At 69.9% G+C, this 15,284-nt stretch carries 15 protein-coding genes; 8 read left to right on the top strand and 7 right to left on the bottom strand.

All coding sequences use genetic code 11. The annotated features are described in order from the left end of the window. Positions 1-8: 8 nt before the first annotated feature. Positions 9-1,388 carry an MBL fold metallo-hydrolase gene (locus F1734_RS11325; protein WP_203011692.1) on the bottom strand — a complete coding sequence of 460 codons (1,380 nt, stop codon included), beginning with the start codon at positions 1,386-1,388 and terminating at the stop codon, positions 9-11. A 257-nt stretch (positions 1,389-1,645) separates the two neighbouring features. On the opposite strand from F1734_RS11325, the gene F1734_RS11320 reads away from it, so the two are divergent. From F1734_RS11320 to F1734_RS11305, 4 genes are all read left to right on the top strand, one after another. Beyond that, positions 1,646-2,245, top strand: coding sequence for a rhodanese-like domain-containing protein (locus F1734_RS11320; RefSeq protein WP_010596415.1), 600 nt, complete (start codon positions 1,646-1,648; stop codon positions 2,243-2,245). A 2-nt stretch (positions 2,246-2,247) separates the two neighbouring features. After that, the gene (locus F1734_RS11315) at positions 2,248-3,126 is read left to right on the top strand and encodes a sulfite exporter TauE/SafE family protein (protein ID WP_017682004.1); all 879 of its coding nucleotides are present in this window, start codon (positions 2,248-2,250) and stop codon (positions 3,124-3,126) included. 167 nt (positions 3,127-3,293) lie between these two features. Beyond that, positions 3,294-4,667, top strand: coding sequence for a wax ester/triacylglycerol synthase domain-containing protein (locus F1734_RS11310; RefSeq protein WP_010596412.1), 1,374 nt, complete (start codon positions 3,294-3,296; stop codon positions 4,665-4,667). A 50-nt stretch (positions 4,668-4,717) separates the two neighbouring features. Then, entirely contained in the window at positions 4,718-5,509 is a 792-nt protein-coding gene (locus F1734_RS11305; protein ID WP_010596411.1) for a hypothetical protein, read from the top strand. On the opposite strand, the gene F1734_RS11300 is transcribed toward F1734_RS11305, so the two are convergent. The 3 genes from F1734_RS11300 to F1734_RS11290 all read right to left on the bottom strand — a co-directional run bounded on the left by F1734_RS11300 (position 5,506) and on the right by F1734_RS11290 (position 7,508). Beyond that, positions 5,506-6,303 (bottom strand): Fpg/Nei family DNA glycosylase, encoded by a 798-nt coding sequence (locus tag F1734_RS11300; protein ID WP_102030782.1) that lies wholly within the window; start codon positions 6,301-6,303, stop codon positions 5,506-5,508. The genes F1734_RS11305 and F1734_RS11300 overlap by 4 nt on opposite strands. Before the next feature lie 20 nt (positions 6,304-6,323). Then, positions 6,324-6,803, bottom strand: a complete 480-nt coding sequence (locus F1734_RS11295) for a ribose-5-phosphate isomerase (RefSeq protein WP_010596409.1) — start codon at positions 6,801-6,803, stop codon at positions 6,324-6,326. Between the two features lie 84 nt (positions 6,804-6,887). After that, the gene (locus F1734_RS11290; protein WP_059174766.1) at positions 6,888-7,508 is read right to left on the bottom strand and encodes a mycothiol-dependent nitroreductase Rv2466c family protein; all 621 of its coding nucleotides are present in this window, start codon (positions 7,506-7,508) and stop codon (positions 6,888-6,890) included. Positions 7,509-7,647: 139 nt separating this feature from the next. Between F1734_RS11290 and F1734_RS11285 the strand changes: the two genes are divergently transcribed. Both F1734_RS11285 and pepN read left to right on the top strand, forming a co-directional pair. Beyond that, a complete protein-coding gene (locus F1734_RS11285) occupies positions 7,648-8,892 on the top strand; it encodes an NAD(P)/FAD-dependent oxidoreductase (RefSeq protein ID WP_203011691.1) in 1,245 nt (414 codons plus the stop codon). 62 nt (positions 8,893-8,954) lie between these two features. Then, positions 8,955-11,537 (top strand): aminopeptidase N, encoded by a 2,583-nt coding sequence (gene pepN, locus F1734_RS11280; protein ID WP_203011688.1) that lies wholly within the window; start codon positions 8,955-8,957, stop codon positions 11,535-11,537. 82 nt (positions 11,538-11,619) lie between these two features. Here pepN and F1734_RS11275 read toward each other — a convergent pair whose 3' ends face one another. The 3 genes from F1734_RS11275 to F1734_RS11265 form a co-directional block, all read right to left on the bottom strand. After that, the gene (locus F1734_RS11275) at positions 11,620-12,096 is read right to left on the bottom strand and encodes a DUF5130 family protein (RefSeq protein ID WP_026138056.1); all 477 of its coding nucleotides are present in this window, start codon (positions 12,094-12,096) and stop codon (positions 11,620-11,622) included. After that, positions 12,083-12,346, bottom strand: a complete 264-nt coding sequence (ctaJ, locus tag F1734_RS11270; RefSeq protein WP_003937126.1) for an aa3-type cytochrome oxidase subunit CtaJ — start codon at positions 12,344-12,346, stop codon at positions 12,083-12,085. Before ctaJ ends, F1734_RS11275 begins: the two co-directional genes overlap by 14 nt. 64 nt (positions 12,347-12,410) lie before the next feature. Continuing rightward, positions 12,411-13,034, bottom strand: coding sequence for an HNH endonuclease (locus F1734_RS11265; protein WP_010596404.1), 624 nt, complete (start codon positions 13,032-13,034; stop codon positions 12,411-12,413). 174 nt (positions 13,035-13,208) lie between these two features. Here F1734_RS11265 and F1734_RS11260 point away from each other — a divergent pair, with 174 nt between their 5' ends. After that, positions 13,209-13,601: a globin gene (locus tag F1734_RS11260; protein ID WP_010596403.1), complete on the top strand. Its 393-nt coding sequence runs from the start codon at positions 13,209-13,211 to the stop codon at positions 13,599-13,601. A 64-nt stretch (positions 13,602-13,665) separates the two neighbouring features. After that, on the top strand, positions 13,666-15,255 hold the full coding sequence (locus F1734_RS11255; protein WP_017681997.1) for a glycoside hydrolase family 13 protein: 1,590 nt from the start codon (positions 13,666-13,668) through the stop codon (positions 15,253-15,255). Positions 15,256-15,284: the final 29 nt, after the last annotated feature.

The following is a 15,284-nucleotide window of genomic DNA, read 5'->3' as shown; positions in this document are numbered from 1 at the left end:
GGCGCCGGTCAGGCGGGGACGTGGGCCTCGGCCCAGGCGTTGTACCCGCCGAGCAGGTCCGACACGTTCTCGAAGCCCTGCGCCCGCAGCAGCGACGCGGCCACACTCGACCGCCACCCGCCGGCACAGTGCACCACGATCGGCTTGCCGGTGGGCACCTGCTCGAGCCGCGCCCGCAGCTGCGCCAACGGAATCGGCACCGCCCCCGGAATCGTCCCGAACTCCCGCTCCCCCGGATTGCGGATGTCGACCAACGCCACCGCATCGGCGGCGAGCATCTCGTCGAGCTCGGCGACCGTGGTGCGCGGCGCGCTCTGCACCAGCTCCGCCAGCTCCGCCGGGAACACCCCGTCGTGATCGACCGTCAGGTACCCCAGCGCGTTGTCCGACCCGATCCGGGCCAGCCGCACCGCCGCGTCCTGCTCCTCCCCCGGATAGGTGATCAACACGATCGGCTCCCCCACCTCGGCGACCATGCCGCCGGTCTCGGCGAACCGCCCGTCGAACCCGACGTTGACCGACCCGCGCAGATGCCCCGCCGCGAACTCGTCCACGCTGCGCGCATCGAGCACCCGGGTCCCGGCGGCCAGCTCCGCGCGCACCCGCTCCGGGCTCAGCGCCGGGATGGCCCGGCCCTGATCGAGCAGCGGATGCAGGCTCTTGTTCAACCCGGCATCGACCGAGAAGTACGACGGCGCCGCGGGCTGGCCCTCGGTGACCAGCGCGACGAACGCCTCCTCGCTCATCGGCTGCACCGACGGGTTGCTCACCCGCTGCTCCCCGATCGTCGAGGTCAGCTCCGCCGACAGGTTCTTCCCGCACGACGAGCCGGCGCCGTGCGCGGGCATCACGGTGACCTGATCGGGCAGGGTCAGCAGCTTCTCGTGCACCGTGTGGTACATCGCCCGGGCCAGGTCCTCGGTCGACGAATCCCCCAGGTTCACCAGGTCCGGCCGGCCCACGTCCCCGATGAACAGCGAATCCCCGGTCAGCACCGCCGTCGGCGTCGCCCCCGGATGCTCGCGCACCAGCACCGAGATCGACTCCCAGGTGTGCCCCGGGGTGGACAGGATCTCGAGGTCCACCTCCCCGAGCGAGAGGTGCTCGCCGTCGCGCAGCCGGCGGATCGGGTAGTCCGCCTCGGCGGCCTCGCCGAACCCGATCCACGCCCCGGTCGCCTCGAGCAGCTCGAGGTGCCCGGAGACGAAGTCGGCGTGGAAATGGGTGTTGATCACACCCTCGATGCTCAGCCCGTGCCTGCGGGCGTCGTCGAGGTACTCGGTGACGTCCCGGCGCGGATCGACCACGATCGCCCGGCCGGTGCTCTCGTCACCGATCAGGTACGACGCGTGCGACAGGCACTCGATGTAGTACTGCTCGAGAATCATTCGGTTCTACCTCTCCTCGGCCGCGAAGACCGGTCGCGTTCTGCGTTGACCCCATCCTGACATATACCCCCCTGGGTATGTCAAGTACCCCCTGGGGTATGCGGGTGGAGTGCGTCACGAAGGCGACCCACGGCCTGTGTCCGCCTTGCATATACCCCCTCCCGTATGCTTATCATTGTCGCCGACATACCCCCCGGGGTTTATTGCCCACGGCGATCGCCCCTCGCGCGTTCGCGCCACCGACCCGAAAGGCCCCCATGACCGAGCCGAGCCCCGCAACCCTCGATCCCGCCGCCCTGCGCGAGCTCCTCGACTCCGGCAAGAACGTCCGCGTCGTGGACGTCCGCACACCCGGCGAGTTCGAGTCCGTGCACATCCCCGGCGCCTACAACGTCCCCCTGGACCTGCTGCGCGAGCACCGGGACGAGTTCCTCGCCCACCTCGACGAGAACGTCGTCCTCGTGTGCCGGTCGGGCCAGCGCGCCACCCAGGCCGAAGAGACCCTCCGCACGGCCGGGCTGTTCAACGTGCACATCCTCGAGGGCGGCATGACGGGCTGGGAAGCCAACGGCTTCTCCGTCAATCGCGGCGTCGAGCGCTGGGACCTCGAACGGCAGGTCCGCCTCGTCGCCGGCTCCCTCGTGCTGACCTCCGTCCTGGGCAGCATCGCGGTCCCCAAGCTCAAGTGGCTCGCCGCCGGTGTCGGCGGCGGCCTCACCTTCGCCGCGCTGTCCAACACCTGCGCGATGGGGATGCTGCTCTCCAAGCTGCCCTACAACCGCGGCGCCTCGTGTGATCCGCAGACCATCGTCGCCCAGCTGGTCGATTCGAAGACCGCTCCGGCCGAAAGGAACTGATCATGATCGCGCTGACCGTTGCGCTGGCGGTCCTCGTCGGCGTCACCCTCGGACTGCTCGGCGGCGGTGGATCGATCCTCACCGTCCCGCTGTTGGCGTACGTCGCCGGTATGGACGCCAAGGAGGCCATCGCCACCTCGCTGCTCGTCGTCGGCGTCACCAGCGCGGTCGGCGCGATCTCCCACGCGCGGGCAGGCCGCGTCCAGTGGCGCACCGGCATCCTGTTCGGCCTGGCCGGCATGGTCGGCGCCTACGCCGGCGGCCTGCTCTCGCGCTTCGTTCCCGGCAGCATCCTGCTGCTCGCCTTCGCCGCGATGATGATCGCCACCGCCATCGCGATGCTCCGCGGCCGCAAGAACAAGACCGCGGCTTCGGACGGCACCCACTCGATGCCGGTCGGCAAGATCCTCCTCGACGGCGTGGTCGTCGGCCTGGTCACCGGCCTCGTCGGCGCCGGCGGCGGGTTCCTCGTCGTGCCGGCCCTCGCCCTGCTCGGCGGACTGCCCATGCCCGTCGCCGTCGGCACCTCGCTGATCGTGATCGCCATGAAGTCCTTCGCCGGCCTCGGCGGCTACCTGTCCACCGTGCAGATCGACTGGCGCCTGGCGGCGATGGTCACCGCCGCCGCCGTCGTCGGCAGCCTCATCGGCGGACGCCTGACCTCCATGGTCGACCCGGACTCGCTGCGCAAGGGCTTCGGCTGGTTCGTCCTGATCATGTCCTCGGTCATCCTCGCCCAGGAGATTCATCCTCTGGTCGGCATCGCCGCAGCGGTACTCACCCTCGTCGCCGCCGGCACCACCTTCGCCTGCAGCCGCAGTACCCACTGCCCCCTGCAGCGACTCGGACGACGGACGGAAGCCGCCACCTCGGCCGCCTGACGGCCGCACAACCCGGACGAAAGTCACTATCGATACCACGGCCCGGCGCCTAGAGTTCGGAGTATCCGCTCCGGATTCCGCGCCGGGCCGTGGTGCCGTCCCCGGTCCGACGGTGCGGACGGAGCGAAACCCGATCGTCCCGGCGGCCCGTGTGAGAAGTTACCGAGATGAGCAACGCAGCCGACCGTCACATGCAGCAGACGGACTACCTCACCTGGAGCATGGAGCGCGACCCCGCGCTGCGCTCGACGATCGTGGCCGTCGTCCTGCTCGACGCCTCACCCGACTGGGACCGTCTGTGCGAGATGATGGACCGCGGCACCCGCGAGGTGCCCAGCTTCCGCCATCGCGTGGTCGAGGTGCCCTTCGGGCTCGCGCCGCCACGATGGGTCGCGGATGCGAACTTCGACCTGTCCTGGCACATGCGCCGGGTCTCGCTGCCCGGGCCGGCAAACTTCGACGACGTCCTGGAGTTCGCTCGGACCACGGCCATGGCCGCGTTCGACAAGGACCGGCCGCTGTGGGAGATGACGGTGGTCGACGGACTCGCCGGCGGTCAGGCCGCGCTGCTGATCAAGGTGCACCACGCGCTCACCGACGGAATCGGCGGTATGCAGATCACTGCGCGGCTGGTCGACTTCGACCGCGACGGCACGCCCCGCGAACCCGCCCCGGAACCGCCCGCCCCGGAGTCCCCGGACAGCCTGGACCTGGCCGCCGAGGCGATCGGCTGGGACTGGTCGCAGCTCCGCGGACTGGCGGGACGCGGGCTGGCCTCGATCTGGCCGACCACCCGGGCCGTCGTGACGAACCCGATCGGTTCCGCCCGTAGTGCCGCGGGGGTCGCGGTGTCCGTCGCCCGTTACCTGCGCCCGATCCTGCGACTGGAATCCCCGGTCATGACGCAACGCAGCCTCAGCCGCCGGCTCCACGTGATCGACGTGCCGCTCGACCGGCTGCGCGATGCCGCTCACCGCGGCGGCGCCACCCTCAACAGCGCCTTCCTCACCGCAGTCCTCGTCGGCCTCGCCGACTACCACCGCCGCCACGGGACCGACGTCGACGAGCTACGGGTCACGATGCCGCTGAGCATCCGCACCGAGCAGGACACCCTCGGCGGCAACCGGATCAACCTCGCGCGTTTCCCGCTGCCCGTGCGTTCCGACGATCCCCTCACGCTCATGCAGGAGGTGAACAAGATCGTCGAGGGCTGGCGGCACGAGCCTGCGGTGCCGATGGCGCAGGCCCTCGCCACCCCTCTCAATCTGCTCCCCCCGGCTGTCGTCGGCGAGATGCTCAAGCACGTCGACTTCCTCGCCTCGAACGTGCCGGGGTCGCCGGTGCCGCTCTACATGGCCGGCGCGAAGGTCGAACGGTACTACGCGTTCGGTCCCACCCTCGGCTCGGCGTTCAACGTCACCCTGATGTCGTATCTGCACACGTGCTGCGTCGGATTCACTCTCGACACGGGCGCGGTTCCCGACCTCGAGGTGTTCGACGACTGCATGCGCGGCGGATTCCACGCCGTCCTCGACGCCTGAGCCGCCGGTAGGCTGGACGTCGACCGTCCAGTCCGCCGGAAGGGACCGCCGTGGAACTCCTACTGATCGTCGCCGTCCTCGTCGCCGTCGTGTTCCTGGTGTCCGCGGCGCAACGGAACAAGTCGGGGCGCGGAGCCCACGAACTCGACGACGCGAAGGCCGATGCCCGCCAGGCCATCGAACGGCTCGGCGGGCAGATCTACAACCTCTCCGGCACGGACGCCGCATCCAAGCAGGCGCTCGCCGATGCGTCCGAGCGCTACACCGCCGCCGGATCACAGATCGAGCAGGCCCGGACGCCGGTGCAGGCGCGACTGGCCAAGCAGACCGCTCTCGAGGGGCTGTACTACATCCGCGCCGCTCGTCTCGCGATGGGCATGGATCCCGGTCCCGAGATCCCCACGCTGGACGGCCAGCAGACGGCCGGCCGGGTGACCGAGAACCGAGAGATCGATTTCGAGGGACGCAAGGTGGCGGCCTCACCGGCCCCGTCGTCGCGCACCCCGAACTACTTCCCGGGCGGTCGCGTCGCGGGCCGGCCGGTACCGGCCGGCTGGTACTCCGAGCCCTGGTGGAAGCCCGCCCTCGTCGCGGGGGCGTGGGGCGTCGGATCGATGCTGCTGTTCTCGGCGATGTTCTCCGGCATGGCCGGGGTGCCCTACGACGCACAGGCGTTCGAGCAGGGCTTCGACTCCGGATACGACCAGGGCCTCGAGGCCGGCCAGGACGGCGGGGACTACGGCGACGCCGGTGGTGACTACGGCGGTGGTGACTACGGCGGCGGTGACTACGGTGGCGGCGACTTCGGGGCCGGCGGCGACTTCGGCGGTTTCGACTTCTAGCCAGTCTGGCAGGCGGGGCACCAGAACAGGTTGCGGCCCTGCATGATCGAGTGCAGGACGGGTGTGGTGCACAACCGGCAGGGCTCACCGGCACGCCGGTAGACGTAGGTCCGGGGACGGCCCTTCGCGTAGGCCGGTGCCCCGCGGTCGTGTTCGCGTCGCACGACGTGGATCGCGCCGCGTCGCACTCCCGTCCGCATCAGCACGACGAGATCGTCCCAGATGCCGTCGAACTCGGCTCGGGTGAGATCACGTCCGGGGCGCTGCGGATGGATGCCGTGCCGGAACAGGACTTCGGCCCGGTAGATGTTGCCCACCCCCGAGATCACCGACTGGTCCATGAGAAGCGAGCCGATGGCACTGCGGGACTTGCAGATTCGCGCCCACGCCCGCTCGGGGTCGGCGTCCTTCCGCAACGGGTCGGGGCCGATCCGCGCGGCGATCGCCGCCACCTCGTCCGGGGTGAGGACCTCGCACGCGGTCGGACCGCGCAGGTCGGTGCCGTACTCGGCGCCGACCATGCGCATCCGTACCTGCCCGACCGGGTCCGGCATCGGAACCGGCGCCTCCGTGAACGAGCCGTACAGACCCAGGTGCACGTGCACCGTCAGGCCGTTGTCGTAGTGGTGCCACAGATGCTTGCCGAGAGCCTCGGCGCGGAGCAGCACCCGGCCGTCGACGAGCGCCGCATCGTCGGCGAAGCGCCCCTGCGGGCTCGACACCCGCAGGGGCGCACCCGAGAAACGCCGCTGGTGCAACCGGGCGAGCCGGTGCAGGGATGGTCCCTCCGGCACGGTCGATCAGGCTCCGTTCGTCAGGACGGCGCGCCGGGAACTTCCGGGGCCTGCCCGGTCTTCTCGTACTCGCTCAGGATGTCGATGCGCCGCTGGTGCCGTTCTTCCCCCGACCACGGGGTGGCGACGAACGCGTCGACGATGGCCAAGGCGTCCTCGAGGCTGTGCATGCGCCCACCGATGCCGATGAGCTGCGCGTTGTTGTGCTCGCGGGCCAGCTTGGCGGTCTCCACGCTCCACGCGAGGGCACAGCGGGCACCCGGCACCTTGTTCGCCGCGATCTGCTCGCCGTTGCCGCTGCCGCCGAGAACGATGCCGAGGCTGCCTTCGTCGGCGACGACGCGGCGCGCGGCCTCGATGCAGAACGCCGGGTAGTCGTCGAGGGCGTCGTACTCGTACGCGCCACAGTCGACGGCCTCGTGGCCGTTGGCGGTGAGGTGTTCGATGATCTGGTTCTTACGTTCGAAGCCGGCGTGGTCGGCACCCAGGTAAACGCGCATGGCGTCGAGAATAGGCGGCTGCGCCGCCGGTGTGTCCTTTGGGCGGCTGTAGCCGCCCAAAGGACACACCGGCGCCGAAGGCGCCTACTCGAAGCTCGGGTCCTCGGTGCGCGTGCGCTTGAGTTCGAAGAAGTGCGGGTACGACGCCATGGCCACCACCCCGTCCCACATCCGCCCTGCCTCCTCGCCGCGCGGGATCCGCGAGAGAACCGGACCGAAGAATGCCACGCCGTTGACGTGGATGGTCGGCGTGCCGACATCCGGACCGACCGCGTCCATGCCGGCGGCGTGGCTGGTGCGCAGCGCCTCGTCGTAGGCGTCGGTCTCGGCCGCTCGCGCGAGGTCCGGATCCAGGCCCAGGTCGGCGAGGGACTTGGCGATCACCGCCGGGAAGTCCTTGTTGCCCTCGTCGTGGATCTGCGTGCCCATCGCCGTGTACAGCGGTTCGAGGACCTCGTCGCCGTACTTCTGCGCCGCGGCGATCGCCACGCGCACCGGGCCCCATGCCCTGGTCATCAGTTCCCGGTAGTTCTCGGGCAGGTCGTCGTTGCCCTCGTTGAGCACGGCAAGGCTCATCACGTGGAACTTCGCCTCGATGTCGCGGACCTGCGCCACCTCCAGGATCCAGCGCGAGGTGATCCAGCACCAGGGGCACAACGGGTCGAACCAGAAGTCGGCGGTGTCCTTCGAGATCGGGTCGCTCACGGGGTCTCCTCGCTGCAGAAATTCGGACTACGGTCCGATTCAACGCCGGTCGTCGTCGGATTCTTCCCGAACCGCCGGTTCCCGCGCCTCCACCGACGTACCGTCGAAGGACCGGTGCCGCACGGAACGGGGATGCGCGATGTCCAACGAGAAGCTCTTCGTCATCGTCGGTGGTGGGCTCGCCGGAGCCAAGACGGCCGAGCAGCTGCGCGCCCGGGACTTCCCCGGCCGGATCCTTCTCCTGGGTGCGGAGGAGCACCTCCCCTACGAGCGGCCTCCGCTGTCGAAGGAGTATTTCGCCGGTACGAAACAGCTCGAAGACTTCACCGTGCAGCACGGTGACTGGTACCGCGACCACCGGGTCGAGGTCGAACTCGGCGTCACCGTCACCGCCCTCGACCCGGGAGCCCACACCGTCACCCTGCCCGACGGTTCCACCGTGCGCTACGACAAGCTCGCCCTCGCGACGGGTTCGCGCCCGCGACGGATCCTGCTGCCAGGCATCGACGCCGCGGGCGTGCATATGCTGCGCACCGTCGAGCAGTCCGACGCGCTGCTCGCGGCCGTCCGCCGCGACGAGGGTCCGGCGCCGCGCCTGGCGATCGTCGGCGCCGGCTGGATCGGTCTCGAGATCGCTGCCGGGGCGCGCGGACACGGCACCGACGTGACCGTCGTCGAAGCCGCCGCCCAGCCGCTGTCCGGCGCACTCGGCGAGCAGATGGGCGCCGTGTTCGCGGACCTGCACCGGAGCCACGGTGTGGACCTGCGTCTGTCGACGACGGTGTCGGAGATCCTCACCGTCGAAGGCCGTGCCACCGGCCTGCGCCTCGGCGACGGCACCGAGATCCGGGCCGACGCGGTCCTCGTCGCCGTGGGGGCGCAGCCCAACGTCGAACTCGCCCGCGACGCGGGACTGACCGTGGCGAGCGACGGCGTGGCAGTCGATGCGTCTCTCGCGACGAGCGATCCCGACATCGTCGCGGTCGGCGACATCGCCGCCGCCGAGCATCCGCTGCTGCGGACCCGGATCCGGGTCGAACACTGGGCCAACGCGCTCAACCAGCCCGACGTGGCGGCCGCCACCATGCTGGGCCGGCCCGCCTCCTACGACCGCCTGCCCTACTTCTTCACCGACCAGTACGACCTGGGCATGGAGTACGTCGGGCACGCACCCGCCGAGGCGCGGGTGATCACCCGCGGCGACGTCGGCTCCCGGCAGTTCCTCGCGTTCTGGCTCGACGCGGCCGGCCGGGTCCGCGCCGGGATGAACGTCAACATCTGGGACGCGGGCGACGACATCCGCGCGCTGATCTCCTCCGGCGAATCCGTCGACCCGCACCGACTCTCCGATCCGCAGGTGCCCCTCGCGGAGGTCGCCGGGTGAACCGGTCCCTCACATGATGGGATGGCACCCGAGTCGCATCCCGTCTTGAGAAGGAGTCTTCCGTGGCACCACCGAATCTGACCCGCGAGCAGGCGGCCGAGCGGTCCGCGGTCCTGACCGTCGACAACTACCGCATCGAGCTGGATCTGACCGACGGCGCGGGCGCTGCGGGAACGACCACGTTCCGTTCGACCACCACCATCACATTCGACGCCACGGACGGTGCGTCGACCTTCGTCGACCTGATCGCGCAGTCCGTGCACTCGGCCACCCTCAACGGCAAGTCCGTCGACGTCTCCGGATACACCGAGGAGAACGGGATCGCGCTGAGCGGACTGGCCGCGCGCAACGAACTCACCGTCGAGGCGGACTGCCTCTACACGAACACCGGCGAGGGCCTGCACCGGTTCGTCGACCCCACCGACGACGCGGTCTACCTGTACTCGCAGTTCGAGACCGCCGACGCGAAGCGGATGTTCGCGTGCTTCGACCAGCCGGACCTGAAAGCCACGTTCGACATCGCGGTGACCGCGCCGGCGGACTGGTCGGTGATCTCCAACTCCGAGACCGTGCACAACGTCACCGCGGAGCCGGGCCGGCACGTCTTCCGTACCACCCCGCGGATGAGCACCTACCTCGTCGCGCTGATCGCCGGGCCTTACGCGCAGTGGACCGACGTCTACACCGACGAACACGGCACCATCCCCCTCGGCATCTACTGCCGCGCCTCGCTGGCGGAGTTCATGGACGCCGACCGGCTGTTCACCGAAACCAAGCAGGGCTTCGCGTTCTACCACGAGAACTTCGGCCTGCCCTACGCGTTCGGCAAGTACGACCAGCTGTTCGTCCCCGAGTTCAATGCCGGCGCGATGGAGAACGCCGGCGCGGTGACGTTCCTCGAGGACTACGTCTTCCGCTCCAAGGTCACCCGCTACTCGTACGAACGCCGCGCCGAGACCGTACTCCACGAGATGGCGCACATGTGGTTCGGCGACCTGGTGACCATGCGCTGGTGGGACGACCTGTGGCTCAACGAGTCGTTCGCGACCTTCGCGTCGGTGCTGTGCCAGTCGCGGGCCACCGAGTACACGAACGCGTGGACCACGTTCGCGAACGTCGAGAAGTCATGGGCCTACCGCCAGGACCAGCTGCCCTCGACCCATCCGATCGCCGCGGACATCCCCGACCTCGCGGCGGTGGAGGTCAACTTCGACGGCATCACCTACGCCAAGGGCGCGTCCGTGCTCAAGCAGCTCGTCGCCTACGTCGGGGAGGAACCGTTCCTGGCGGGCCTGCGGGAGTACTTCCGCGAGCACGCCTTCGCCAATGCCACGTTCGACGACCTGCTCGCGGCGCTGGAGAAGTCGTCCGGCCGGGACCTGTCGGGATGGGGCGCGCAGTGGCTCAAGACCACCGGCCTGAACATCCTGCGTCCCGACTTCGACGTCGACGACGACGGGCGGTTCACCCGTTTCGCGGTGATCCAGGAGGGTGCCGATCCGGGCGCCGGGGAACATCGGGTGCACCGGCTCGCGATCGGGGTCTACGACGACGACGGCTCGGGCAAGCTGCTCCGCACGCACCGCGTCGAGATCGATCTCGACGCCACCGAGCGCACCGAGGTGCCGGAACTCGTCGGCGTGGACCGCGGCCGGCTCGTGCTCGTCAACGACGACGACCTCACCTACTGCTCGGTGCGTCTCGATCCCCGGTCGCTCGAGGTGCTGACGGACCGGATCGGCGACATCGCCGAGCCGTTGCCACGCACCTTGGCATGGTCCGCCGCATGGGAGATGACCCGGCAGGCCGAGATGAAGGCCCGCGACTTCGTGGCGCTGGTGCAGCGCGGTATCGCGACCGAGACGGAGGTCGGCGTGGTGCAGCGGTTGCTGATGCAGGCGCACACCGCGCTCGGCAGCTACGCCGACCCCGGCTGGGCGACCGAGCGGGGCTGGAACGACTACGCGAACCGGCTGCTGGAACTGGCCCGCGAGGCGCAGCCGGGCTCGGATCATCAGCTCGCGTTCGTCAACGCGTTGACCACGGCCCGGCTCGCGCCGTGGCACACCGAGGTGCTCGGCGAGCTGCTCGGTGCCGATCCGGCGAACGTCGGGCTGGCCGGACTGGTCGTCGACACGGATCTGCGGTGGCGGATCGTGCAGGCGCTGGCCGCGGCCGGCGAGATCGACGCCGAGGGGGTGGAGTCGCCGTTCATCGATGCCGAGGCCGAGCGAGATCCGACGGCTGCCGGCGCGCGGCAGGCCGCCACCGCGCGGGCGGCGCGGCCGCAGGAGGCCGTCAAGGAGCAGGTGTGGGAGACGGTGGTGGGCGACGATTCGATCCCGAACATCACCGCTCGCGCGATCATCGGCGGCTTCGCGCCGGCCGGACAGGGTGAGCTGCTCGAACGGTACGTCGCGCGGTACTTCGCCGACGTGCCGGGCGTGTGGGAGCGCCGCTCCAGCGAGGTCGCGCAGACCGTCGTCGTGGGGCTGTACCCGTCGTGGTCGATCAGCGAGTCGTCGGTGGCGGCGGCCGACGAGTTCCTCGCCGGTGATCACCCGCCGGCCCTGCGCCGGCTGATCAGCGAGGGTCGCGCGGGGATCGTCCGGTCGCTGAAGGCCCGGGCGTTCGACGCGTCCTAGCCGCCCTACGCGTGTGGCCGAATGTCACATCCGGTCGACGGAATCGACCCGATGTGACATTCGGCCACAGCAACGAGGGGCTCTACGGCGCGGTGATCGCGTTCGCCATGACGCGGATCGCACTGACGATGCCGTCGATCAGGTCGCCCTGGCCGAACGACGAGATCGCCGCGGTCACGCCGAGCTGCGCGATCCGGTTGTCGACGCGGTCGGCGACGCCGCGTCCGCTGCGGATCTCGATGGCGCGCTGGTTCGGGTACACGGCGATGAGCACCGAGTTCGACGATTCCGGCGTGGTCGGGAACACCGCGTCGGTCGTGATCGCGGGATCTGCGGCGTCCGCGACGTACACGTTGAAGCGCACCTTCGTCGCCCGGGTGGCCTCGGTGAGCGCATCGTCGAGAGCGATCATGTCGCGGTCGCTGAACGGCGGGCCCTCGAACAGGCCGTCGAGGACACGGGTCCGGGAGATACGGCCGCTCGACGTCAGGGCCGCACCGTACGGCAGCTCCGCGGGAGCGACCGCCGTCCGGCTGTGCATCACGTCACCACTTGCCACTTGCCCTACCTCCGATCGGGTCGACCGGCGCGCCGGCGACGAGTTCATGATGCCCACCGTGATGGCCGTGCGTGGTGACCTCGTCGACCGCGCTCCACAGCATCGGCTCGTGGTCCCACTTCTCCCCGAGCTTGTACTCGGCGGGCCGCGTGCCCGGAATCGGCTTCGTGAAGACGGAGAAGACCCCGAATATCACGATGATCGCCACCGGGATGGCAACGAATATGAGGGTTGTCTCGAGAATGCTCACACCGCAAACGGTAGCCCAGCATGTCCGATCCCGGCGCGCTTGCCCCGACTTGCGGCGACGTCGGTCAGGCCGCGCCCTCGCCGAGGTACGGCAACCAGGTCGGATGCAACTCCGGCAGCGTCGCCAGCAGCCGCCAGTGCCTGCCCTTGGGGGGCACGAGCGCGGCGCGCAGCGTCCAGCCGAGTTCGCTGAGCAGCTTGTCGGCCTTGCGGTGATTGCACGACGCGCAGCACGCCACACAGTTCTCCCACGAGTGTTCCCCACCGCGGCTGCGTGGCACCACGTGGTCGATGGTCTCGGCCTTGGCGCCGCAGTAGGCGCACCGATTCCGGTCGCGGTGCATGAGCGCGGCACGCGTCATCGGCACCCGCGCGTGGTACGGCACGTGCACGAAGGTCCGCAGGCGGATCACCCACGGGATCTGCACGGCCCACTCCGCGGAGCGCACCAACGGGCCGAGCGGGTCGTCGTGCACGGTGTCGGCCTTGCCGCCGGCCATGAGCACGACCGCACGACGGGCGGGCAACGCGGTGAGCGGCTCGTAGGTGGCATTGAGCAGAAGTACGCGGCGTTTGACCCAATCCGGGACGGCGTCGTCGCGTACGACACACAGGGAGTTGGCCCCCGGCGCCCCGGTGGGGGCGTCGGCGGGCGGGAGTTGTCGATGTGCGCTGCGTCGGTGCTTCATACGACCTCCGGAAGACTGCTCACAAGTTGACCACGGATCTACGCACGTCGCACCCCGATTCTGCGGACTTTCCGGGTCGCGGAGGTGAACATCCGGTACCGGCGACATGCGGCTCGGGCGCGTCCCCACCGAACCGGCACAATGGACGAGCGAGAGGAACGGTGAGCAGAACCCATGAGTGACGAGCAGACCTTCTACGACGCGGTCGGCGGCGCCGAGACCTTCCACAAGCTCACGGCGCGGTTCTACGAGGAAGTGGCCAAGGACGAGATCGTCCGCCCGCTGTACCCCGAGGAGGACCTCGGGCCCGCGGAACGTCGCATGCGGATGTTCCTCGAGCAGTACTGGGGCGGACCGCGCACCTACTCGGACGAGCGCGGGCACCCGCGGCTGCGGATGCGCCACCACCCGTTCCGGATCGGTCCGCTCGAACGCGACGCCTGGTTGCGCTGCATGCACACCGCCATCGCCTCGATCGATTCGCAGACGCTCGACGACGCGCACCGCAGCCAGTTGATCGCGTACATGGAGATGGCGGCGGACTCGATGATGAACTCGCCGATCTGACGACGGGCCGGGGCGGCGACATTCGAGTCGTGGCCCACCTGTCGGTTTGGCACTATGGGTGGCTGTGAGCACTCCCCCCGGCACCCCTGAACAACGCTGGTGGGCGGACGCCGTCTTCTACCAGGTGTACCCCCGCTCGTTCGCCGACTCCGACGGAGACGGCGTCGGCGACCTCGACGGGATCCGCGACAAGCTCGGATACCTGGAGCTGCTGGGAGTCGACGCGATCTGGCTGAACCCGGTGATGCGCTCCCCGATGGCCGACCACGGCTACGACGTGTCCGATCCGCGCGACGTCGACCCCCTGTTCGGCGACCTGGCCGCCCTCGACGCCCTGATCGAGGCCGCGCACGCGCGCCGGATCCGTGTCGTGATGGACCTGGTCCCCAACCACACGAGCTCCGAACATCCCTGGTTCCGGGAGGCCCTGGCCGCCGCGCCCGGCAGCCCCGCGCGGGCCCGCTACCACTTCCGGGACGGACGCGGGCCGAACGGCGACCTGCCGCCGAACAACTGGCCGAGTGTGTTCGGCGGCCCCGCATGGTCCCGCGTCACCGACCCCGACGGCGCGCCCGGCCAGTGGTACCTGCACCTGTTCGCGCCGGAGCAGCCGGACCTGAACTGGCGCAACGACGAGGTGTTCGAGGACCTGGAGAAGACCCTGCGCTTCTGGCTCGACCGCGGCGTCGACGGCTTCCGCATCGACGTCGCGCACGGCATGGCCAAACCCGGCGGGCTGCCCGACTTCGACCACTGGGAACAGAACCGGCTGCTGCGGCACTTCGACGACGATCCCCGCTTCAACAACGCCGAGGTCCACGACATCCACCGCCGGATCCGCACGGTGCTCGACGAGTACCCGGACGCGGTGGCCGTCGGCGAGATCTGGGTGCACGACCATGTGCTGTTCTCGGAGTACCTGCGCCCCGACGAACTGCACCTGGCATTCAACTTCCATCTGGCACTCGCGAGCTGGGACGCCGCCCGGATCCGGGAGGCGATCGACACGTCGCTCGCCGCGGTCGCACCCATCGGTGGGGTCGCGACGTGGACGCTGTCCAATCACGACATCGAGCGTGAGGTGACCCGCTACGGCGGCGGGCCGCTCGGGCGCGACCGCGCGCGGGCGATGATCCTCGTCGAGCTGGCACTGCCCGGCGCGGCCTTCCTCTACAACGGTGCCGAACTCGGTCTGCCCAACGTCGACGACCTGCCCGAGGAGGTGCTGCAGGACCCGGTGTGGGAGCGGTCGGGGCACACCGACCGCGGCCGGGACGGGTGCCGGGTGCCGATGCCGTGGGAGGGCGCCCGGCCGCCGTTCGGCTTCACCACCGCAGCACAGACGTGGCTGCCGCAACCGGACGAGTGGTCCGAGCTGACCGTCGAGGCGCAACTCGAGGATGTCTCGTCCACCCTGTCGCTGTACCGGGCGGCGCTCGAGGCGCGACGGCGACGGCCGGAGTTCGACGGCCCCGACGTGGAGTGGTACGGCAGCCCACCCGGATGCCTGGCCTTCCGCCGGCCCGGGGGGCTGATCTGCGCCCTCAACACCACCGAGCACCCGGTGGAGATGCCGCCGGGCACGGTGATCCTGTCCAGCGCTCCGCTCGTGGACGGACAGCTGCGCGGCAACTGCGCGGCGTGGCTGATCTGACGGCACACTGCACGCCGACCGGGCCACTC

Source organism: Rhodococcus ruber, from assembly GCF_016804345.1.
GTDB lineage: Bacteria > Actinomycetota > Actinomycetes > Mycobacteriales > Mycobacteriaceae > Rhodococcus > Rhodococcus ruber.
Note: the sequence above shows the minus strand (reverse complement) of the source record. Positions and strands in the feature narration are given on the sequence as shown.